This is a genomic window from Fructilactobacillus sp. X3R2C1 (assembly GCF_059901235.1).
Window position 1 is genome coordinate 146,475 of sequence record NZ_JBWXVA010000001.1, and the last position, 22,296, is coordinate 168,770.

Annotated in this window: 21 protein-coding genes; 13 read left to right on the plus strand and 8 right to left on the minus strand. The window is 40.0% G+C overall.

The window, feature by feature from the left end; genetic code table 11:
- Nucleotides 1-7: 7 nt before the first annotated feature.
- Entirely contained in the window at nucleotides 8-1,165 is a 1,158-nt protein-coding gene (locus AC6UDB_RS00790) for a hypothetical protein (protein ID WP_500708884.1), read from the minus strand.
- A gap of 165 nt (nucleotides 1,166-1,330) precedes the next feature.
- On the opposite strand from AC6UDB_RS00790, the gene AC6UDB_RS00795 reads away from it, so the two are divergent.
- The 11 genes from AC6UDB_RS00795 (at nucleotide 1,331) to AC6UDB_RS00845 (ending at nucleotide 12,187) form a co-directional block, all read left to right on the plus strand.
- Nucleotides 1,331-1,675: a hypothetical protein gene (locus AC6UDB_RS00795; protein ID WP_500693474.1), complete on the plus strand. Its 345-nt coding sequence runs from the start codon at nucleotides 1,331-1,333 to the stop codon at nucleotides 1,673-1,675.
- 47 nt (nucleotides 1,676-1,722) lie between these two features.
- Nucleotides 1,723-4,101 carry a helicase C-terminal domain-containing protein gene (locus tag AC6UDB_RS00800; RefSeq protein ID WP_500709026.1) on the plus strand — a complete coding sequence of 793 codons (2,379 nt, stop codon included), beginning with the start codon at nucleotides 1,723-1,725 and terminating at the stop codon, nucleotides 4,099-4,101.
- A complete protein-coding gene (locus tag AC6UDB_RS00805; RefSeq protein ID WP_500708885.1) occupies nucleotides 4,088-4,585 on the plus strand; it encodes a GNAT family N-acetyltransferase in 498 nt (165 codons plus the stop codon). Before AC6UDB_RS00800 ends, AC6UDB_RS00805 begins: the two co-directional genes overlap by 14 nt.
- Nucleotides 4,586-4,669: 84 nt before the next feature.
- A complete protein-coding gene (locus AC6UDB_RS00810) occupies nucleotides 4,670-5,194 on the plus strand; it encodes a Fur family transcriptional regulator (RefSeq protein WP_500707238.1) in 525 nt (174 codons plus the stop codon).
- A 158-nt stretch (nucleotides 5,195-5,352) separates the two neighbouring features.
- Nucleotides 5,353-6,042, plus strand: coding sequence for a VIT1/CCC1 transporter family protein (locus AC6UDB_RS00815; protein ID WP_500700839.1), 690 nt, complete (start codon nucleotides 5,353-5,355; stop codon nucleotides 6,040-6,042).
- An 11-nt stretch (nucleotides 6,043-6,053) separates the two neighbouring features.
- Nucleotides 6,054-6,758 (plus strand): VIT1/CCC1 transporter family protein, encoded by a 705-nt coding sequence (locus AC6UDB_RS00820; protein ID WP_500708097.1) that lies wholly within the window; start codon nucleotides 6,054-6,056, stop codon nucleotides 6,756-6,758.
- Between the two features lie 205 nt (nucleotides 6,759-6,963).
- Nucleotides 6,964-8,172 (plus strand): quaternary amine ABC transporter ATP-binding protein, encoded by a 1,209-nt coding sequence (locus AC6UDB_RS00825; protein WP_500696488.1) that lies wholly within the window; start codon nucleotides 6,964-6,966, stop codon nucleotides 8,170-8,172.
- Entirely contained in the window at nucleotides 8,172-9,053 is an 882-nt protein-coding gene (locus AC6UDB_RS00830) for an ABC transporter permease (protein WP_500693468.1), read from the plus strand. Before AC6UDB_RS00825 ends, AC6UDB_RS00830 begins: the two co-directional genes overlap by 1 nt.
- A complete protein-coding gene (locus AC6UDB_RS00835; RefSeq protein ID WP_500693467.1) occupies nucleotides 9,053-9,961 on the plus strand; it encodes a glycine betaine ABC transporter substrate-binding protein in 909 nt (302 codons plus the stop codon). Before AC6UDB_RS00830 ends, AC6UDB_RS00835 begins: the two co-directional genes overlap by 1 nt.
- Nucleotides 9,962-10,052: 91 nt before the next feature.
- A complete protein-coding gene (locus tag AC6UDB_RS00840) occupies nucleotides 10,053-11,981 on the plus strand; it encodes a M13 family metallopeptidase (protein WP_500708095.1) in 1,929 nt (642 codons plus the stop codon).
- A 38-nt stretch (nucleotides 11,982-12,019) separates the two neighbouring features.
- A complete protein-coding gene (locus AC6UDB_RS00845; protein ID WP_010022596.1) occupies nucleotides 12,020-12,187 on the plus strand; it encodes a hypothetical protein in 168 nt (55 codons plus the stop codon).
- A 50-nt stretch (nucleotides 12,188-12,237) separates the two neighbouring features.
- Here the strand turns inward: AC6UDB_RS00845 and AC6UDB_RS00850 are convergent, their stop codons facing one another.
- From AC6UDB_RS00850 to AC6UDB_RS00870, 5 genes are all read right to left on the minus strand, one after another.
- Entirely contained in the window at nucleotides 12,238-13,044 is an 807-nt protein-coding gene (locus AC6UDB_RS00850; protein ID WP_500693465.1) for an alpha/beta hydrolase, read from the minus strand.
- A gap of 134 nt (nucleotides 13,045-13,178) precedes the next feature.
- On the minus strand, nucleotides 13,179-14,225 hold the full coding sequence (locus AC6UDB_RS00855; protein WP_500708886.1) for a WxL protein host-binding domain-containing protein: 1,047 nt from the start codon (nucleotides 14,223-14,225) through the stop codon (nucleotides 13,179-13,181).
- Nucleotides 14,226-14,310: 85 nt separating this feature from the next.
- Nucleotides 14,311-17,304: a pectate lyase-like adhesive domain-containing protein gene (locus tag AC6UDB_RS00860; RefSeq protein ID WP_500708887.1), complete on the minus strand. Its 2,994-nt coding sequence runs from the start codon at nucleotides 17,302-17,304 to the stop codon at nucleotides 14,311-14,313.
- A gap of 25 nt (nucleotides 17,305-17,329) precedes the next feature.
- A complete protein-coding gene (locus AC6UDB_RS00865) occupies nucleotides 17,330-18,361 on the minus strand; it encodes a WxL protein host-binding domain-containing protein (RefSeq protein ID WP_500708888.1) in 1,032 nt (343 codons plus the stop codon).
- An 18-nt stretch (nucleotides 18,362-18,379) separates the two neighbouring features.
- Entirely contained in the window at nucleotides 18,380-19,198 is an 819-nt protein-coding gene (locus tag AC6UDB_RS00870) for a hypothetical protein (RefSeq protein ID WP_500708889.1), read from the minus strand.
- 352 nt (nucleotides 19,199-19,550) lie between these two features.
- Here AC6UDB_RS00870 and map point away from each other — a divergent pair, with 352 nt between their 5' ends.
- Nucleotides 19,551-20,351, plus strand: coding sequence for a type I methionyl aminopeptidase (map, locus tag AC6UDB_RS00875; protein WP_500695297.1), 801 nt, complete (start codon nucleotides 19,551-19,553; stop codon nucleotides 20,349-20,351).
- 127 nt (nucleotides 20,352-20,478) lie between these two features.
- Entirely contained in the window at nucleotides 20,479-21,081 is a 603-nt protein-coding gene (locus AC6UDB_RS00880; RefSeq protein WP_500708890.1) for a matrixin family metalloprotease, read from the plus strand.
- 45 nt (nucleotides 21,082-21,126) lie between these two features.
- Here AC6UDB_RS00880 and AC6UDB_RS00885 read toward each other — a convergent pair whose 3' ends face one another.
- Entirely contained in the window at nucleotides 21,127-21,756 is a 630-nt protein-coding gene (locus AC6UDB_RS00885) for a DNA-3-methyladenine glycosylase (protein ID WP_500693458.1), read from the minus strand.
- 38 nt (nucleotides 21,757-21,794) lie between these two features.
- A complete protein-coding gene (locus AC6UDB_RS00890; RefSeq protein WP_500693457.1) occupies nucleotides 21,795-22,241 on the minus strand; it encodes a universal stress protein in 447 nt (148 codons plus the stop codon).
- Between the last annotated feature and the right edge of the window lie 55 nt (nucleotides 22,242-22,296).

A 22,296-nucleotide genomic window follows, 5' to 3' on the forward strand; every position in this document is an offset into this window, starting at 1 on the left:
CGTTTTTTTATCCGATTTGTTGCTCAATTAGATATGAGTCAAGGTAGCCAAAAGCAATCTCGTCAATATCTCCGAGATTAATGAGTTGATTATTCACGACGAATAATTTTGCTTTGTCAACGATTTGAACGGTTATCTGACCATGCTCGTACTTCACGGGAAATCCGAGGTAAGATTGGCCGTCATTCATTTTTATTCTAACCACCCGTTGAAATTTGATGGCCATTTGAATCGTGACTTCAAATAGATTAATCGTCGAATCAAAACTTCGATCATTATTTAACACGGGTTGAACGAAGACCCCATTAGCCGAATTGATGGACACGAAGTGATTAATTAGCCGCAAATAATCACTTTTAATCACTAATTTATCAATCTCATCAATCTTAATGAGTTCATATCCACCAAATCGTCCCATCATATCAACCAACGAAAACATAACGGAATCAGAATTAACCGCTTTCACCTGACCAATGAAAAACAAATCAGAATGAATCTTCGGTATCATCACAATTCTTCTCCCTGTTTCCATGGCCGAGTACAAGTTGGCTTCAATGGCTAATTGTCCGTCGATGACTTTCGGGGCAATGTGTTTGGCAAATAAAACTGACTTAGAATCCGTTAATAACTTTAACTCGGTTCCAAGAAACTCAACCGAACGAACCAACGGTTTAATGATGGTCTTATGGGTCACATTTTCGTTGTCAAATTTATCAACAACGGAAAGTGAAAATTCAAAGTCCGACAGTGAATTAATGAACCCTTCAACGGAATTGCCGTCTTGAGTTACCACCATCACCGCTTGTTGGTCGACAAATGAATTGCCCAAAATCTGGGTCAACAGATCATTTTTAGAATTAAGCTTCATTACTTCCTGCTTAGTTCCGTTCAGTTTTAATTGACGAGACATTCGGATACGTCCCTCCATCTTGGTGAGGTCCTCACTTTGAAAGTCAATATCATCGATATCTCCGTAAACAACGTAGACCAGTCCGTTAGCAAGCCCGTAATCATCGTACGTGATCAAAATTGCACCGGCAGCATCAAGGGCAACGACCACGCCAGTATAGAAGACCGTTGTATTTTGCTGGGTCAAATTTACCAATAAATTGTTATTCATCGAATACTTCAAGTCCTTAACAACTTGATTAACTGAATTATCCAAACAATCACCCGCTTCTCTAATAACATCAGTTTAATCTTATCACATGTATGGATTCGACCAAGTTTAGTGCGCTTATCATAACATAAATTTTGCGTTCTTTTTAAGCTTTCACTTTCTATTTTCATTTATTGGGCGAATGCTTTAAACTAATAGTGAGGTGAAAATATGTCGAAGAAGAAAATAGAACGTAAACAACGCCAAAACATCATCATTGATATGAATGATTTTATCATAAAATATGCCGCTACAATGTTAGGTGAAAACAAAACTAATCTAGCTCAGCAAGTCTATGAAGCCGGTAAAAACGACGTCAAAGGATTAGATAAATTATTTAACGATGCTGGCTACGGACGAAGAGAACAATACGAAGACATTGCTGAAGGATATGTTTGTAATTTCTATCACGTAATGCCAGATCAAACAAAAACTGAGGTTGATCGGCTAACCAAAGAGGCAATGAATTACTTAGGGTCTCATGCAAACGAGTTCAATCGTTGGCGTGAAGAATAAAACAACTTCGTTTGAAGTTGTTTTTTTATTGAAAAAAGGAGGTGGACATAGTGAACAAAGTTGGAGTCAGAGATCTCGTTGAATTTTTACTTCGAAGCGGAGATCTAAATAGTAGTCTTAGTAGTCTGAACACGGCTCAAGCTGGCACTAAAATCCACCGGAAAATTCAAAAAAATCGTCCTAGTAATTATGAAAAGGAGTACTACCTAGAAAAAGAAGTCCAGGTTAATCAGACTGATTTTCTGGTTCATGGTCGTGCCGATGGTGTCATCATGAGTGATAAATCAGCCACAATCGAAGAAATCAAAACCTCTGACATTGAGTTTAACGATATTCCAAAAAACAAAATGATTCTTTACTGGGGACAAGTACAGGCTTATGCCTATTTACTAATGACGGAACATCCCTCAATCAAATCAGTCACCATGCGGCTGACGTACGTCCAGACCCCTGAAGAAGAAATTACACAAAAGGAACGTTCCATTACATACGAAGATTCCAAACGTTTCTTTGACAACTTAATTCACGAATTTGGGGAATGGCTTGAACTTAAAGACCAGTTAAATGAAGAAAAAAGAATCACCGCCAAAAAAGTTCAATTTCCCTTCCAAACGTATCGAAAGGGTCAACATGAACTGGCAGCTGCGGTATATAAGACCGTCGCTTCTAACCGCCACCTGTTTGCAGAAGCTCCCACTGGAACCGGTAAAACCATCTCAACCCTCTTTCCTACCATCAAAGCCATGGGAAATGATCTCATTTCAAAGGTGTTCTACTTAACGGCTAAACAAAGTACTAGACGAGTTGCTGAAGACGCCATTAATCTCATGAGTAATCATGGATTACGACTTCGAAGCATTACCCTTACCGCTAAGGACAAGATTACGTTTGATGATGAACGTGACAAATCACCAGAGGATAATCCCTATATGCTGGGCTACTATGATCGCTTAAAACCAGCCCTAAAGGATATTTTAAAAAATAATCACCAGATCACGCGTGACGTGGTGGAAAAGTACGCAAAAAAATACACACTTGATCCCTTTGAATTCTCGCTTGATATCAGCCTTTTTTGTGACGTTATCATTGGTGACTACAATTACTTATTTGATCCACAGGTCCACCTTCAACGCTTCTTTGAGGTGCAAGATTATCAGAATTTTTACCTGATTGATGAGGCCCATAACCTAGTCGATCGTTCCCGTGACATGTACTCAACCGAACTATCATCTGAACCATTAGAAAAAGTTATCAAGTTTCTATCAAAGAACAAGGAACAAAACGCAAAGGTCTTAACCAAGTTACGATCACTCAAACGTCAATTTAATATGATTGCCAAACCATTAAGAAAAGACCATAAATTCGAGGTCGCACTCGATGATCCACTGGATAAATTTACAAAAGCAGTCACTAACGTAGTCAAGGTCCTCCGGAAATGGATCGCAAAACAAGACGACGGTGATGACCTGGACTTGGTGCTTGATTTTTTCTTTCAGTGTACGGGATACCTCAAAATCAACGAGTACTATGGTCCAAATTACAAAACGAGAATCCTCATCAATGGTAAGAATACGACTGTTCGTCTCTTCTGTATGGATCCAAGTCACAATCTAGCCGAGACCCTTAACCTTGGTGGCGGAGCAGTGTTGTTTTCGGCCACCCTTTCACCGATGAACTACTATGCCAAGGTTCTCGGTAACGAAGACAATAGTTTGAAGTATCAACTGCCCTCCCCGTTTCCAAAAGCAAACCAGAATATCATCATCACCTCTTACATCAATACTACGTTTCAAAAACGTGACCAAAGCATCTCTAAGATTGTTGATACCATCAACAAAATGATCAGCGGGAAAGCCGGCAACTACCTGATCTTTGTTCCATCAGGAGTGTACCTAGAAAAAATCTACGATGAATTTAACAGACAACACCCCACGGTTAAAACAATCAAACAAGAAGCTGGCATGAATGAAGCAGCGCGTTCCAGCTTTATCAATCAATTCAATCAACCAAACGACCATCCTGTTGTCGGATTTGCCCTTCTTGGTGGCATCTTTTCGGAGGGAATTGACCTGGTCGGTGATAAATTAATTGGAGTTGGGATTGTCGGGGTTGGACTTCCGGGACTTAACCCAGAAACCAACCTGATTCGGGACTACTTTGATGCCGAAAATGGTCACGGATTTGAATATGCTTATCAACTACCGGGCTTAAACAACGTTTTTCAGGCTGCCGGACGTCTCATCCGTGGTAAACATGATCAGGGAATCGTTGTATTAATGGATCAAAGATTTACCCAGAAAAGGTACACAAACCTTTATCCTCAACAATGGAAAAATTATCAGATTGCTCACAACCCTCATGAACTCGAGCATGACATCAAACAATTTTGGAATAATATAAAGGAGAAAAACCATGACGAAACTTGAAAGTTACCACCCAATTTTTACCGCTCACCTTGAAATGGATTGGCTGACTACCATGAATCTTGGCGAAATAACCTCACTCTTAAATGGTCGCACAATTGCCAATGTTCGCCTGGATGGTGAGTATAACCCCACTAGAACAGCCGATCTAGTTAATCTTGACATGCGTAAAATCATGAAATCTCAGGCTCTGATTTGGGGAGTGTTGGACAAAAACACTCATACTCTACTCGGAATCTTTGCCATCAGTAATTTAGACAATAACCAACCCCAGTTTTACTTTATCTTTGAGGTCGGAATTGCTCCGGATCTAATTTCCGAATTATTAAATCACATGATTAAGTTTACTTTTCAAGAATTAAAACAGCCAAACATCTCTATTCTATTAAATAATAATCAGCATAATCTTATAAGTATAATAAAAAGATTAGGTTTCTCTCAAGTAGCCCGATCCCCGAAATCCGCTAGATTTCAATTATTTCAGTGATTTCAGTTGAATTGTGTTCCATAAGCTACTAGAATGATTATTGAAATAAAAGAGTAACATTATAATGTATGGGAGTGCATATTTATGAATGAAAAAGAGAAGAAAGAAGCGTATGGGAAAGCCATGGACATTCTTAAAAGTAACAATGTCCGAATTACCCCGCAACGACAAATTATTTTAAAGTACCTTATCGATCACAATAACCATCCTTCAGTTGAGACCATCTTCCATTTTTTGGAAGAAACCTTTCCCAACCTAAGTATGGCAACTGTTTACAATAACTTACGTTTATTTAAAAAGCTTAGAATCGTGATTGAATTGCCAAATCCAGATGGCGGATATCGCTATGACTTTTACAGTCATCCGCATTTTCACGCCATTTGTGATACCTGTGGAAAAATTATTGATATTGATGATCCAAAGTTCAAGCAAATTGATAAAGACTTACAGGATGCAACCAAACAGGTTGGATTTGATCCATCAGTTTCAAACGTTGAAGTTCATGGAATTTGTAAAGAATGTCAAGCAAAGGAAAAGGACCAACAGAGTCAAAACAAGAGCAACAACCAAAAAGTTGTTGAAATATCTAAAACTTCATCAAAGGACTAATTAAAAAACTAATTTTATTTCAAAAATCGATCACCATGACATTTGTTCATGGTGCTTTTTTTATGCCTAATTTCTCTTTCGTGTTTACTATGTCAAGTTATTGCGGTAAAATAGTAGTTGAGCTAGATTATAATCATTATAAACTGGAGGAGTCAGTTATGTCAAAAATGAAAACATCGCTTGCCCAGAAAATCAACGTTTTGCGGGCTAGTGTTATGGGTGCCAATGATGGGATCCTATCGGTTGCTGGAATTGTACTCGGGGTCGCTGGTGCATCAACTAGTAATTGGGCAATTCTAATCTCAGGTTTAGCGGGAATGCTTGCCGGAACGGTATCCATGACGATGGGAGAATACGTCTCGGTTAACACCCAGAAGGATTCACAACGTCAGGCAATTGATCTCGTTAAACAAGGCCTTAAAAATCATTATGATGACGAGTTTAACTTCGTTAAAAATAAGTACCTTAAAACCGGAATGGCAAACGCCCTGGCTGAAAGAGCCACTTCCGAAATGATGCAAAAGGATCCCCTCACTACCGTAGTTCGTGAAAAATATTCATTTGATCGAAATGATTTCACTAATCCTTATGCCGCTGCCATCGCATCAATGATCTCGTTTCCAACTGGATCAATTCTTCCCCTGGTAACCATTTTCGTTGCACCAGCGCAATATCGCGTGCTTGGGACCTACATTGCCATCGTCTTGGCACTTTCAATCACCGGATACGTTGCTGCCATTCTTGGAAACGCTAACCGGACTAAGTCACTGATACGAAACGTCATTTCGGGGTTAGTAACCATGACCGTTGCCTACCTTGTTGGTCGTTTAGTCGGATTAGCATTTTAGGAGGTAAGCAGATGCGTCTTCATTTAAAGAAACAACTAAAAGATAATAACGACAATACCATGGATGAGAAATTGAACAATCTCCGTGCCGGCGTTCTCGGATCAAATGACGGAATTCTCACCGTCGTTGGAGTTCTTTTTTCAGTTGCCGTAGCTACTACGAATCCCCTCACTATTTTCATTGCCGGACTATCGGATCTGCTTGCCTGTGCCTTTTCAATGGCAGGAGGAGAATATGCTTCAGTAAGTTCCCAACGTGACACTGAGGAAGCGGCCGTTAAAACCGAAAGCAAGCTTTTAAAAACCAATTTCGATGATGAAATGGCAAGTGTCGTTCAATTTTACATGAGCCGTGGGGTTAGTAAAGAAACGGCAACTGAAATTGCAAAGGATCTATTATCAAAAAAACCGCTTGAAACGGTAGTGAGCGTCAAATATGACCTTCAGTTAGGGAAATATCTAAGTCCGTGGAGTGCCGCTTTCTCGTCGCTGTGTTCTGCTGCACTTGGTGGAATTCTCCCACTACTTGCCATGACGCTGCTTCCCGTCGGACTTCAGTGGCCTGGAACTATCATCGCTGTCATCATTGCTGTAGCTATCACCGGATTCTTAAGTGCCGAACTTGGGAATGGTCTGGTGAAGATTGCGGTAATTAGAAACGTCATCGTGGGAATCATTACCATGATCATTCACTATGGGATCGGACAATTCTTCTAACACATTTCTCATCTTTTAACATTAATTTTAAAATAAAATTACATTACGAGAACCTACATCAGAGTAAGGACATAGAACCCGTAAAAACCGGTGTGCCGCGCTTTATAAATGGTAGAAAAGTTGACATATACGGTTGTACTTGTTAAGTTGGTTAATGTAGATATTTTTACTTTAATTGTCAGTGTTAATCGAAAGGAGGAGTTCTGTGGCTCAAAATAATAATGAAAAAATCAAAGTTGATCACATCACTAAAATCTTTGGTCCTCATATTAAAAAAGCACAAGAACTTTTATCTAAGGGAGAAGATAAGGCTCAAATTCTTGAAGAAACTGGTAGTACAGTTGGAGTTGATAATGCTAACTTCTCAATTAAAAACAACGAAATTTTCGTTATCATGGGACTATCTGGTTCGGGTAAGTCAACCATGTTAAGAATGTTTAATCGCTTGATTGACCCTACTTCTGGATCCATCTACTTAGATGGAGAAGACATCATGAAGTTTGATAAGAAACAATTACTTAACCTTCGTCGTAAAAAAATGAGTATGGTATTTCAAGGTTTTGGCTTACTTCCTAACCGTACCATCCTTGAAAATGCTGCTTTTGGACTTGAAGTTCAAGACGTTGACAAAGAAGAACGTGAAAAAAAGGCCCACGAATCACTAGAGATGGTGGGTCTTCACGGATACGACGATAGTTATCCAACTGAACTATCTGGTGGAATGCAACAACGAGTTGGTTTAGCACGTGCCATCACTAATGATCCTGATATTCTTTTGATGGACGAAGCTTTCTCAGCTCTTGACCCATTGAATCGGCGGGAAATGCAGAATGAATTATTGGAACTACAACGGAAGTTGCATAAAACCATTATCTTTATCAGTCATGACCTAAATGAAGCACTAAGAGTTGGTGATCGGATCATGATGATGCACGATGGCGACGTCATTCAAGTTGATACACCAGAAGACTTACTTGATCATCCTAAAAATGATTACGTTAAGAAATTCATCGAAAACGTTGATCGTTCTAAGATTCTTACCGCATACAACGTCATGGTTAAGCCAAATACCGTTAATATCGAAAAAGACGGTCCTAAGTTAGCCCTTCGTCGGATGAAGGAAGACCAAATCTCAAGTATCTTTGTTGTTGATTCACAAGACCACTTCGTTGGAATTGTCGACGCTGATGACGTCAACGAAATGATTGATAAACACGAAAAAGATCTTCACATCGCATTAAAAACAAATGTTCCAACTACTGCTCCAAGTACACCAATCGGTGACTTGTTCAATGCCATCTCTAAATCACCAATCCCATACGCGGTGGTTGATGACGAAAAACATCTGAAGGGTATTATTTTGAGAAGTGCCGTTCTTGATGCCATGGCTACGAAGAAAGGAGGAGATAACTAATGAATAGTTTGTTATCTATCGCTAGCATTGGTGCAATTCCCATTGCCAAGTGGGTCAATGACTTTTTTGCTTGGTTAACTGGATTTGCTGGTTTCTTTAATGCAATTACGCTTTTCTTAAATACCGTTATGAACGGAATCCAATGGGTTTTTGACATTATCCCAATTTGGTTGTTTATTGTCATTATCCTACTTGGAACCTGGTTCTTATTTCGCAAAACAAAACACTGGGGCTTCATGCTCTTTGAACTTCTTGGCTTCCTTTTAATCTGGAACCAAGGATACTGGCGGGACATGACTCAAACTTTGGACTTGGTTCTGACAACCTGCCTTTTAATCGTCATCATTGGAGTTCCACTTGGAACCTGGATGGCTAAAAGTAAAATTGTGGAAACCATTGTGAGTCCAATCATGTCATTTCTTCAAACCATGCCAGCTTTCGTTTACTTGATCCCTGCCGTTGCTTTATTCGGAATCGGTCAAGTTCCTGGTGTATTTGCTTCCGTAATCTTCTCAATTCCACCAATCGTCAACATGACCAACCTTGGAATTAGACAAGTCCCAAGTGAATACCTTGAAGTATCGGAATCATTTGGTTGTACCGCATGGCAAAAACTCTTCAAAGTTCAGTTCCCACTAGCAAAACCAACCGTTATGTCAGGGATTAACCAGGGAATCATGCTTGCCCTCTCAATGGTAGTTATTGCTTCAATGATCGGTACAATGGGGCTTGGAGAAGCCGTTTACTTTGCCGTTGGTAGAAATGATGTTGGTACTGGTTTTGCAGCGGGTATCGCAATCGTTATTCTTGCCATTGTTCTTGATAAAATCAGTAAAGGCCTTGGTGGTGCCAATAAAGCTGATGCAAGAGCAAATAAATAATGAATAAAAAATTTACAAAATGGATTCTAGGAATCACTTCCGCGTTACTTTTAGCGGTAACTCTAACCGCATGTAGTGTAAATCCACCAAAGTACAATCCCAACGCTAAAGTTGGACCACAAGTTAACTACACAATAACCGGAATTGATTCCGGAGCCGGAATCATGTCATCAACCACCAAGGCGTTAAACACCTATGGACTTAAGAAAGAAAAATGGCAACTTCAGGCTAGTTCTACTGCTGCCATGCTTTCATCTCTTGATAAAGCGCTCAAGTACAAACAACCAATCGTAATTACTGGTTGGACCCCGCACTGGATGTTTCAAAAGTATCCTATCAAGTTCTTAAAAGATCCAAAGAACGCCTATGGTAAGGGTGAACACATTCAAACTATCATCCACAAGGGATTTGAAAAGAAAAATCCTGGGGCAACAAAACTTCTCAGACAATTCCACTGGAACGACGAATTAATGAGTGAAGTCATGTTTAAGATTGATAAGGGTGAAAATGCTGAAAAAGCATCAAAAGAATTCATCAATAAACACCCCGAACTAGTTAAACAGTGGCTTAACGGTGTTCCTGAGGGACACGGTCAACCCGTTAAACTGGTCCTCGTTTCCTGGGACTCTGAATTGTCATCATCCAACGTGGTTGCTCAACTGCTACGGATGAAGGGTTATAAACCAACCCTTTCAGCAATGGAAGCTCAACCAATGTGGACGGCCCTTTCAACTGGATCGGCCGATGCTTCAACTGCTGGTTGGTTGCCAACAACGATGGCACCGATGTACAAGAAGTACAAAAACAACGTTGAAATCGTTGGTACCAGTATTGACAAGGCTAAAGTTGGCTTAGCTGTGCCGAAGTACATGAAGAACGTTAACTCAATTGAAGACCTAAAAAAATAAATAATCGAAAAAAATGAGTCTCATGAACAACATTCATGAGACTTTTTTGATACCATTTAATTATGAGAAAAAATTCGAAAGGACAATGACTATGACTAACAAAGAATTTCCAATTGATAAGTCAGAACTAAAAACCGACTTCTATGACGCCATTAATGGAGCATGGATTAAACAAGCAACCATCCCGTCTGATCACTCTTCAACCGGTGGTTTCATGGATCTAGTTGATGATATCGACAAGACCTTAATGAAGGATTCAGCCGACCTATCAAGTGGTCAATTAACCGCTAAAACCCCCGAACTCGAAGAATACAAAAAGTTCTATAACATGACTAATAACTTCAAAAAGCGTGATGAAGATGGCGTTAAGCCTTTAAAGCCAGTCCTTGACCGAATCAGTAATCTGGAAAATTACAATGATTTAAACGATCAGCTCCCCGATTGGATCCTTTCTGGACTCCCAACCCCATTTTCATTGGGACTTGATCCTGACATGAAGAATGCGAAAGTGAACGCCCTCTTTGCGAGTGGACCTTCCCTTTTTATGCCAGATAAAACTTACTACGAAAAAGATAATGAAGCGGCCAAAACCTTAATGCCAATCTTCATTCAAATGACCACCAAGTTATTTGAAATGGCTGGATATAGTGAGAACGACAGTCAAAAGATCGTTGAAAATGCGGTTGAATTTGATCGCTTAATCGCCCCAAACGTCAAGTCAGCTGAAGAAGCTGCTGACTACAGTAAAATGTACAACCCAGAAAGTACCGACGAATTAGCTCGGTCAACCAATGCCTTGAACCTAAAGGAAGCCATTAACCAATTAGTGGGTACCCTTCCTGAAAAGATCATCGTCACCGAACCCCAATTCTTTAGTAATCTTTCCGAACTTTTAACTTCATCTCACTTCCAGCTTATGAAGGACTGGATGCTTGTGAAGACACTTAATGGGTACAGTGGCGCTCTCTCAGACGAATTCCGGGTAGTTGGTGGGACCTATAGTAGATCGCTCTCAGGCAAGAAGGAAGCCACTAATAAAAAGAAGGCCGCCTACTACCTTGCATCAGGAACTTTTGATCAAGTGGTTGGTGACTACTACGGTAAAAAATACTTTGGTGAAAAAGCCAAAGCTGACGTTCATCAAATGGTTGATAGTATGATCGACGTATATAAAAACCGACTTTCAAACAACCAATGGTTAAGCGACGACACTAAGAAGATGGCAACTAAAAAGCTTTCTACCCTTGGAGTTCAAGTCGGATATCCTGATGAACTAGATCCGCTTTACAAGAAATTTCACGTTACCGAGGAAAAAGATGGTGGCACGGTTTTAAGTAACCTACTTAACTTTGAAAAAATTGCCAACCAAGACGAATTCTCAAAGTGGAACAAACCAGTGGAAAGAGAACGTTGGGAAATGAGTGCCAACACCGTGAATGCTTACTATCATCCCTTTAAAAACATCATTGTCTTCCCGGCCGCCATTCTACAAGCACCATTTTACAGTTTAGATCAACCCGAAAGCGCTAATTATGGCGGAATCGGAGCGGTTATGGCTCATGAAATTTCACACGCCTTTGACAATAATGGCTCTTTATTCGACCAGTATGGTAACCTGAATAATTGGTGGACCAAGTCCGATCACGAACACTTCTCCAAGTTAGCCCAGAAAATGATTGACGAATTCAACGGCATTCCATTTGCGGGTGGTAAAGTTAACGGTAACCTGACCGTCTCAGAGAATATCGCTGATGCGGGTGGTCTTAGCTGTGCTGAAGAAGCCGCTAAAAATGGTGATGACACTGACTTATACCAGTTCTTTACCAACTGGGGTCGGATTTGGCGAATGAAAGCCACCCCAGAATACCAGAATCTATTACTATCAATTGACGTGCATGCACCTGCTCCACTTCGAGCATCTGTTCAAGTTAAGAATCTTGATGACTTTTACACAACTTTTGACGTAACCGCCAAAGATCAGATGTACTTAAAACCTGATAAACGAGTTCAAATCTGGTAGGATGTAAGTGAAAAATAGAACAGATGGGAGTGCATAATATGAAACTTACTGATTATATCGATAAACAAATTCAATTCTTAGACCAACAATTACAAGATGCTAAAGACAAGAGTGAAGTTAAGGGTCAATACCTCATTGAATCAAAGATTAACGAACTTCAAGCATTAAGCCGTGCCGTTGAAAAAGGTGTCGTTAACCAACTCTAATTAAAACAAAAGCGAGATCACATTAATTTGTGATCTCGCTTTTTGTTTGATTATTCAGCGAACAGGAATCTTTCAATAATTCTTGAAGCCATCTGATTGTTTAATAACTTACTGTGTTGACCTGATCTTCCGCTTACTTTAATTTCCTGATAGTCAGAGCCCGGGACAAGCTTTCTTAATTCACGAGCAGACGAAGTAGTAACTCGTCCGTCAGATTTATTTGTCTTGCTCAATTGTCCGTAAACGTTGAGAACACTCACACCCTTCGGAAAACTCTTAGAAGCATCCTTTAATTCACTAACTTTCGGGTAGCGATGGTTCATAACATCAGTTACCGGCATGATGCCCTTGTATGGTCCACCAATTGATATGAACTTGGTCAGTCGCATATGATTCGATTCTTGACCATATGCCACGGCGTTCTGATAAATCGTTAGACTCCCAGAACCAAATCCTAAAGCATTATATTGTTGATAATGGTACTTATGATTTAAATGAACGAGAATCTCATTCAGCCACTTCGCCTGAATTACCGTGGAAGCAGTATTGTCGGTAAAGTTGACCTTGATAATCGGATACTTAGCGTGTACATTTCCGTTAGGATGGTAATAAATCTTACCGTCCGGATAAACATTAATCTTCATGGCATACTCGCCGCCCTCACGACTAGAAGTAACCGTCAGGTGGTTAGCAGCCTTGGAAGTTTTATTTAGGTCTGATACAAATAAAATGGGGGTGTGTTCGCCACGCTTTACACCATCAACGTTGATCCCAAATTCAATAAAAAGAAAACCAGCCACAACAATGGCAATTCCAATCGCAAATAAAAAAATGTTTTTCTTTGCTGCTTTTTCCAAAAAATCACTCTTCCTTTGTTCATAAATTAGGAATCCCAGTGACACAAAAATCCCGCACAAAAAATCCGGAACACGCAAGCACCGGTTTCCAAATAATAATACACAACTGTGTATGAAACATAGTCTTATTAGATTTATAGCTCATCTTGTTTTCTTCCGGCAAAAAAGAAATAAAGACAGATACCAATGGTACCCAACAACAATATTAACATAACCAACCAGAAGATGCTCTTTGAAACCGCTTTATTTATTGAATGAGTCGCTGAAATTGGGTTATTGACAGTAAACCCACGCGTAAAGTTCCAGACCTTAGTTCCCTTAAATTGAGGATCATTAGAAATCATTTTTAAGTGAAGCAAATAGCGTCCGTTCGGTAATTGGTTAGCGGACTTAGGAACCAGGTAATTAAACGAACTATTAGGCGCGATTACGGCATCAAAAGTTGTATGTGAGTCTAAAGCATTCATACTGTTAATCGGTGTAACGTCAGTCTTAATCTTGGTTTTTCCAAGCACCGCCGCCCTGTCATTTGATAACTTGACTTCCATCAAATTAGGATTACTAGTATTCAGCATCTTAATCCCATTCATTTTGATGTTAGCAGGTTGTTTTCCGTGTTTTAACTGAATTCCAACCGAATATGAATACAGTGAATTGACTGGTGATGACGACTGGTTGCCATTATCTTCGACAACGTAAAGGCCACCAAGAATGGTTCCCTTGAAGTCTTGAAATCGCCTGTCATTCGGAACATTTAGATTTAAAACAACGGTTTGCTTTTGTTGCGGTTGAAGTGAAACCGACTGATCGGAAGTTTTAGCAAAAGTTACCAACTTCTCAATCGGAAATTGACGGTTATTAGTTTTCTCTTTATTAGCGTAACTAATCGTAGGAGCTCCAGAAGTAGTAGCGGGATTAACTCCCAATTTAACCTTTAATGGCATGTTAGTGCTTCGGTTAATCAATTTGATTTTTAGCTGTTGTTTCATCCCAGGAGTTGCCTTAATATCGAAATAATCAGCCCTTTTTTGTTGGCCTTTCACATCTTTAATCTGAGGAAGAACTTCCAGTGGGACCTGATTTTGTGTATCGGCCTGGGTAAAAACACTTCCAAGTAAGAAGAAAAGAACAAAAGCACCGAGTGCAACCATCATCACCATTAATCTTTGAACTACTTTCATTATAACGCCACTCCAATTTCCAAGTTTAATCATTCATTACGCACAAAAGACGACAACAATTCTTAAATTATCATCGTCTTAATCATTAGTCGCCCTCAGAAGGACCGTGAGACAAGTTCCAAGTCAGCGTTCCACTAGAGTTCTGTGAATTGCCACCAAGGCCCGCTTTATTATCCCTTAAAACTTCTTCATCTAGGTTCAATTTAATGTTATCCAAATTCCAAAATGTCTGATAGGTTGAATTATCTAAACTCACATCATTACTTGAGACAATCGGGGTTTCCTGTCCATTAAAGTTAATGAGGTCGGAAAGATTGTTTCCCGTTTTACTCCACTGCGTAAGTCCCATGCCACTTGGGGTACTTAATTCTTGGAGAAAACCATCACCAAGTGGGGACCCACCCAAAAGTAACGATGCATCATTTAACAGGTTTCCTTGATTATCATTTGCTGTAGCCGTAACCGATAAGTTCCAACCGTCATCATTTATTTCGCTACCAACAGAATTAGTAAACTGGGTAAAGATCCCCGGCTTCGAACTATTTGGATTGTAAGCTAACGAAGTTCCCTGCTCAGAAATTGGAACCGCCAAATGACCATTAATCGGTGACGCATTCCCACCGTTCATGTTAAATTGCATGCTTTGAGGAACTGCGTCGAGTCTTAACATTGCCGGATCATTATTGTCAGCAGGGTTGTTAGCTCCCGCAACTTGGTCACCCGGATCGACATTTTGTGGAAAGCCATTGTCATCCTGTGTTTGCGGTTGATATGGATTAATCACCCCTGGACTATTAACACCGTCAACTGGTTCTGGGGTCTCCTTCGTGTAAAACCAACTGGAATCATTATATCCAGCGGCAAAAGCCGTAATGGTTTCGTTCGCAGTCAGGTAGGTTTGCTGTCCGTTCTTTTTAGGCAACGTATAATTGAAGTGCCCGTTAGAATCAGTCTTAGCGACGTACTCCCTTTTGGAAATATTATCAGGAGCTTTGGGTTGAAACATTGGATATCCAAAGGCGTAACCATCATTTGGGATACTATCGTTGTTACCAACATTGGGTTGGATATTCGGATCACCAGTTAAACTAACATACGCATCTGCATAGGGTGCACCGTTGTCATCCGTGACGGTTCCGTCAATCTGGTACGAGTACTTCGAATCCCTTGCATCATTTAATGAATGGTCAAACTGCAGGTTACCTTCGGACTGGGAAGTCCCCACCTTTAAACGAGAGTATTGATATGGATCAAACGAAGTGGGTTGAAAGGTATCATTTGGATATGACCAGCCACTAGCCGGTGATTGTTCCCAACTCCACTGAGGCGAACCGTCATTATCAGAATTAGTTAAGTTCCAAGCTGAGAATGGTTGATTAGCACCAAACTCAATCTGTCCACTCCCGGTTGTACGACCGCGATTAACCGAAATAATTGGTTCATTAACCGGATGACTATAATTACTCATCCGCAGATCGCCATACCCTAGTTTACGTAAATCAATGTTCCCAGTTAGCGACTGAATTGCCATTCTTGAGTCATTATTTTGAACATTTTTATCAATGTTTAAGGTTGGCTGTTGATCAGAACCTGGGTCAAGTTCAGCAACCTGATTAGGAGCAAAGGTAATGTCACCGTTAGCAAATATGCCTGGACGATTAGTTGCTGGGCTTCCGTAACCATGATTACTATTGACCGTTAGGGTTGAACTCCCAATATTAATTCCAGATTGAGCACTACTATTTGCTCGATTATAAGAAGTGATGGCCGTATGACCAGGCGTCATATCAATATTAACCTTGGAGTAATTACCAATACTAAAGTCATTTTGGTTATTTCCACGCCCCAGATCAAATCCAGAAGTTTGACCTGAACTGTTGCTATTACCACCACCAACTGAGTTTTTAGCGGTCGCATCCATATCGACATTGACATTGTTACCAATCGCAATCTGACCCAGATTAAAGGGTTGACCAGTATTAGGATTAGTGGGAACATTTTGAATCCGCTGATCCCATCGTTCGTCTCCCCAGTCACCAATTTCAAAATTAGGAAGAGAAGAATTGTTATTACTGGTGGTTTTAACGTTAGTTGGATTGGAACTGTCATTACTGTCGGCAATCCACAATGCACATGCTTCCATCAGTTGTTGACCACCAAAGGAAATATTAGTATTAGTTCGCCCCATCGCTGAATACCGATTAACCTGGTTCAACCGGATTTGGCCCTTTAAAACGTCTAATCCACCATAGTTAACAAACGGTTGGGAACCAGTATACGAATAATTGGTGTAAGTTTGTACATCACCATGAATTCCACCGTTGCTATCACAAAACATCCCATAATAATTACCACCATACACGTTCAAGTTGTTAACCTGAACGTCTGGAAACTGGGATGTCCCATTCGAATTGCTTCTATTATTTCCATGCCAATCAAAACTATTACCGTCTAAATCAACCGTTGGACCATTAACGTGTTGATCGTCCGGATTACTATTAGAAGCGGTAACTTGTCCGTCGACCACCAGATTGCCACTTAGACGAGAAGCAGCCTGGACCTGTCGCATTCCGGTATCAGGAGCGGCAAAATCATTTGCAATTAAAATATGATCGACGTTTGAATTCTGGATGGCCGCAACAAAACTACTCCAGTCGCCCACCGAGACAGTCGATAAATCAGCCGTTTTAATTTGCGCAGCCGACAACTTGGTGGCTGGCACGTACTTACCCGCCTTAAAATCACTTTCGTCATTCTGACTTTCTTGCATTAATTGTGTGTACTTACCATTCTTTTGGTCCATATCATGGTTACTTAAGGTTTTTGTCTTCTGGTCGTTTCCAGATGACGCCTGATCCGGATTATCACTATTTGAACTTGTCTTTTTAAACGAACTGCTTTGACTAGTGGAATTAGCTTGATTAGCTGATGAACTAGCTGTTTGAGGATTACTTTCGGCCTTTACTGAAGCAGAACGATTTGAACTCGTTGTATATAAGAATAGGATCGTACAAGCCACTATAAATAACCCGGTCAGCCCACCGATAGTTACTCGTTTAATCCACTTGTCTTTTTTCACCGTTCATTCCCCCCCGATTTAAGACTTACATCTTGTGTTTTCGATGATTAAATATTACTAGAAATGCCAAAATTGTGACAATCAGTACTAACGCAACTATAATTCCGATCATAATCAAGAGTGTTCGATCTGAAAATGTCCTGATGTAGTCAACCGGACTAACGATAAATTTCCTTTGTAATTTAACGTGACTAGGTGATTCATTAACTGAATTTTTACCACTGAGATTAACGGTGGCAACGTACCTACCGGGCAATAATTGCTTATTCAGCGGTTGTTTGATCGCAAATTCACTGTTGGGGGCTATCTGACCCCTTCTAATCTCGTCGGTACTCGTCATAAGTTGATTGAACGTCACGTTCTTCAACGTTGCATTAGCCTTCACGTCATCTAACATGGCCGGTTTTTTATTTACTAGTCCAAAAGTAAACATTGCATGCTTGACGGCATCCTTCTTGAGATCGTTTTTGGTTGCCTCAATCTCACTACCTTGCGGTTTCCCTTTTCTAACCTCAATCGGGATGGTGTAAGAAAATTGATTATTAATCTCACCCTTAACTGCCGGCGCATCTTGTGTAAAAGTCACTGCGCCAAGAATTTCGCCATTAAAGTCGCGAAACTTATCATTATTTAGGTTAAGGGACATTTTCACGATCCGAGTTTGCCTGGGAGCTAACTGAAAATCACGATCACTTAACTCATTAAATGAGACTACTTGGCGCATGTTAACGGGTAATCCACGAAACTGACTTTGATTATTATTAAAAAATAACGCCAACTTAGATGATGTGGACGCAGAATCAACTCGGGTGCTAATCTGACAAGCGTTGGTTTTACTTAAGTTAGTTAACGAGACAGCGATGGGGTAATCACGTGCTTGGTTAGTTATAATCTGGTAGTATGAATTATCATGTGACACATGATAACTGTCATCGATCTTGACCTGGATTGGGGCCGTACTGCTCATACTAGCAGCCGAAGTCGTCAAAGTGGCCAAGACTACCACCATAAATAAAGCAATCAGCGTGATTAATAGTGATTTAACGAACTTTTTCATAATTAGTGTCCTAACTTTTTAGTGAACCTGAGGAGCATAATTCCAATCAATTGTGCCGTTGTATTCATTATCTTGACTAGGGACTTTATCATAGCCAGTAAAACTATTACTATTAAACGGAACTTCCAGGCGGAAATCTCCTAACGTCCATGCTAATTCATACACGCCAAACGAACCAACCGGAGTCATTGACTGATCAGCGGGGCCATTATTAGTATTCGACAACATTACCGGAGCATCTGCATCAGTCGTAATGGTGGTAGTTCCAATGTTGTCTGGTGACGCTGGTTGTGAGATATTATTGTACACAGCATCCCCAATGTCATATTGAAACAGTTGGGTATTCTTTAATTCAATGTACGCTCCGGGAAGGGCATCTCCATCACCGTTAACAAACCCGTTTCCATTCCCATCGGCTTCAAGTGTGGCCTTTAACTCCATTGGTCCGGTATCACCAAAGTCATGAACTTGGACAAACACAAAGTTATTCTGACTTCCGTCTTTAGACGTGCTAGATCCACTTGAAGTTAACGGACTATCCGCAAAATGTGGGTCACTGAGAGCCTGAAAGGTTAACTCTTTGGGGACATAATCGACGGCATCTTGATCATTATTCTCACCAGCCGCTCCATTAGCACCAATGTTGGAATTGTCACTTGGTGTAAAAGGATTGATGATTGGGACATTAAATCTTCCCTGCACGTTTAGGCCAACGTTGGTATTATTATTTTGGGAATAATCAATTAACCCATCGGCTTTTACAATTATGGAAAATAGGCACACTAACAAAACCATGCTGCATAGAAAAAGCCCTACATATTTTAATTTTGCTACCAAACTCGTCGCCTCTTTTATCTCAAAGAATAAAAAGTAATCTTCTTTAACAACAACTTGTTAACTAAACCAGATATCTTGCTTCATATTTTAGAATAATTATTAATTTATCACTTAATTAATTGATATTGTAACACGATCCCCATCAATCTTTAAATTTTATAAAAATAAATGTGATGTTCTTTCACAAAGACGTCGGTTAATTTATGATTAGAAATAATAGGCCCAGTAGTGATATATTAGAGGTGTGAGATTCTAACTAAACTTGGTAATTAAAAAATCATTTTTATGCTTTATTTAATTTTAATTATGGAAGAAAAAACAATTTATCCAACTAATAAAAGGAGATATTCACTTGATTACTTTAAAATCGGATCGTGAAATTAAAAAAATGGCCGAGTCTGGTGCAGTGCTAGCCGGTGTCCACAATGGTTTGAAAAAAATCATTAAGCCGGGTGTCGATACTTGGGAAATTGAAGAATTCGCTGACAAGTACATTACCGACCACGGGGCTACTCCATCAGAGAAGGGCTTTGACGGATATAACTATGGGACTTGCATCTCAATCAACAATGAAGTTGCCCATGGAATCCCGCGTCGGGGCTTAAAATTAAAGGAAGGCGACATTGTCAAAGTTGACATGTGTGTCAATAAAGACGGTTTTGAAAGTGACTCCTGCTGGTCATACGCGGTTGGTGAAGTCTCACCCAAGATCAAGAAACTCATGGAAGTTACTAAAAAAGGACTTTACCTTGGCATTGACCAAGCTCAAGTTGGTAATCGAATTGGAGACATTGGTGCGGCCATTCAACACTACGTTGAAGACGAAAACCATATGGGTGATGTCCGAGAATTAATTGGACATGGCATCCAGCCTTCCATTCATGAAGATCCAGCTGTTCCAGCTTATGGGGTTGCCGGTCATGGAATGCGTCTCAGACCAGGCATGACCATTACCATTGAACCAATGGTTAACCTCGGTACTTGGAAAATCAAAGATGATTATGATAAAAAAGACGATTGGACCTACTACGTTAGCCAAGATGGCTCATACTCAGCTCAATATGAACACACCTTAGCAATCACCGAAGATGGTCCTAAAATTCTCACTTCTCAGGATCACGTTGCTGACGCTAAATACATGTTCAAAAAATAAAAGTAATGAAAATGGATCCGAAATCATTAAGAATTTCGGACCCATTTCTTTTTTGTTCTCCATTCTGTTTCGCTATGCTAAGATGGATTTGTTTCAGACTAAATCAGGGATGAAAGGTGGACCAAAAATGAAAAAATCAATCAAAATTGTGGGAACCCTAATGGTATTATTAGTTTCAATGATTACCTTTAGTTCTTTCACGAGCTCGACCACTGAAGCTGATCAGAAAGTTGACCCTAACATTGGTTTTCGTTATGAACACCCCACCGCCAAATACTATATTCGGAGAGGAACTCCCCAATCGTACCAAACTATCATTGAACAAGCTGCCAGAAACTGGAATAAAACGCATGCTTTTACCTGGATTCGTTCCAAAACCAAAGTTCCGACAACCATTGGTACTACCAATAGTAATACTGGCTTCTGGAAGGGCAATCGGTACGCTGGAGTTACTTTGAATCTCACTAAAACCGTCAACGTTAAAAATCACACTTATCAGTCAGGTGCCAAAATCACGCTCAATCCGCGGGTAATGAGCAACATGGAATACACTTACAAGCAGCAATTGCTAACAACCGAACACGAATTTGGTCATGCAATGGGACTTAAGCACAATCACGTTCAAGAAAGTATCATGTTCCCAAATGACACCTACTATAATTCACTTGATCCTAATCAGATTGGTCTTAGTGACATTCATGGTTTAAAAAACCTGTACAATGAAAAATAAAACAATTTTAAAGGGATGCTACTTTCATAAAGTAGCATCCCTTCCTTATTTCCATCCGTATGTTTTTAAATCCATATCACGCTTAGGTATCTTAGACACATAAGGGTTCCCTTTAACGTAGAAACGATACGGCTTGTCCGTCCAAGTTCCTCGGTCACTAACCCCAATTCGTCCCGATTCGACCACTTCTTTTGGGACTTTCACATGATCAATGTCTAAGTCAAGGGCGGTGTTACCAAGCTCAATCAAGTTCATATCCTTGTCATAAATCCCCAAGGCATCCATTAATTTTCCCGGGCCATTAGTCAATTCAAAACCATTTTTCTTACGATTTTGTTTCATCAAGTCAATCCCTTGATAAGGTTCGATTCCACGAATCAAAATTCCCTCTGGTACGTCCTTAGCCTGAGCAGCAACGTCCAAACAAAGTCGACCATGAATGGAGTAGATATAAATCGTGCCAGGAACACCATACAAGGCTTCGTTCGATGGGGTCCTTTTCCCCTGATAGGCATGCGCTGCTGAATCTCTTTGTCCCAGGTAGGCTTCCGCTTCGGTAACGTATCCGCTCATCAACCCCTTTGGAGAATGATAAACCAGTAACGTTCCAAGCATTTTTTTAGTAATCTCATCGGTGGTACCTTCATTAAAAAAATCTCTTAACTTATCTGACAAAACCCTTACCTACCCTACCTATTATTAAAAACTTTAGACTAACGAATGATAATCGTTGAAATTTTAGACTGCTTAACCAGTTTAACACTAATACTACGATTACCGTGTTCACCGGTCGCATCAGCTCCACAAATTAAGAGATCTGCCTTAAACTTGGGAGCAATAGCATCCAAGATTTCATCGTCAATGTTCCCACCAACCGAAATAATGGGAGTTACGTCCTCCACGCCAGCGTCACTTGCTCGATCGGTGTAATTACCAACCACTTCTCGTAAATGATCCCGTTTTGCTTCGATTTTACTTGGTGTTAAAGAATCATAAATATTAATATCATTATTTTCTAACACCGAGCAAATTCCAAGTGCCGCATGAAACTTAATGGCAATAGTAACTGCGTAACGAAAAGCCCGTTGCGTTGACTTACTATCGTCGGGATCAACTGTCAATAAAATCCTTTCAAATGTCAATGGTTTAAATTTTTCCATTGTCTTCATCCCCTTTCAATAACATCATATCATTAATTTTATGATTTTTAATAAA

Coding starts and splice junctions, on each gene's coding strand:
- AC6UDB_RS00795 (WP_500693474.1), top strand. CDS start 1,331: ATGTCGAAGAAGAAAATAGAACGTAAACAACGCCAAAACATCATCATT.
- AC6UDB_RS00805 (WP_500708885.1), top strand. CDS start 4,088: ATGACGAAACTTGAAAGTTACCACCCAATTTTTACCGCTCACCTTGAA.
- AC6UDB_RS00810 (WP_500707238.1), top strand. CDS start 4,670: ATGAATGAAAAAGAGAAGAAAGAAGCGTATGGGAAAGCCATGGACATT.
- AC6UDB_RS00815 (WP_500700839.1), top strand. CDS start 5,353: ATGTCAAAAATGAAAACATCGCTTGCCCAGAAAATCAACGTTTTGCGG.
- AC6UDB_RS00820 (WP_500708097.1), top strand. CDS start 6,054: ATGCGTCTTCATTTAAAGAAACAACTAAAAGATAATAACGACAATACC.
- AC6UDB_RS00830 (WP_500693468.1), top strand. CDS start 8,172: ATGAATAGTTTGTTATCTATCGCTAGCATTGGTGCAATTCCCATTGCC.
- AC6UDB_RS00835 (WP_500693467.1), top strand. CDS start 9,053: ATGAATAAAAAATTTACAAAATGGATTCTAGGAATCACTTCCGCGTTA.
- AC6UDB_RS00840 (WP_500708095.1), top strand. CDS start 10,053: ATGACTAACAAAGAATTTCCAATTGATAAGTCAGAACTAAAAACCGAC.
- AC6UDB_RS00845 (WP_010022596.1), top strand. CDS start 12,020: ATGAAACTTACTGATTATATCGATAAACAAATTCAATTCTTAGACCAA.
- AC6UDB_RS00855 (WP_500708886.1), bottom strand. CDS start 14,225: ATGAAAGTAGTTCAAAGATTAATGGTGATGATGGTTGCACTCGGTGCT.
- AC6UDB_RS00865 (WP_500708888.1), bottom strand. CDS start 18,361: ATGAAAAAGTTCGTTAAATCACTATTAATCACGCTGATTGCTTTATTT.
- AC6UDB_RS00880 (WP_500708890.1), top strand. CDS start 20,479: ATGAAAAAATCAATCAAAATTGTGGGAACCCTAATGGTATTATTAGTT.
- AC6UDB_RS00890 (WP_500693457.1), bottom strand. CDS start 22,241: ATGGAAAAATTTAAACCATTGACATTTGAAAGGATTTTATTGACAGTT.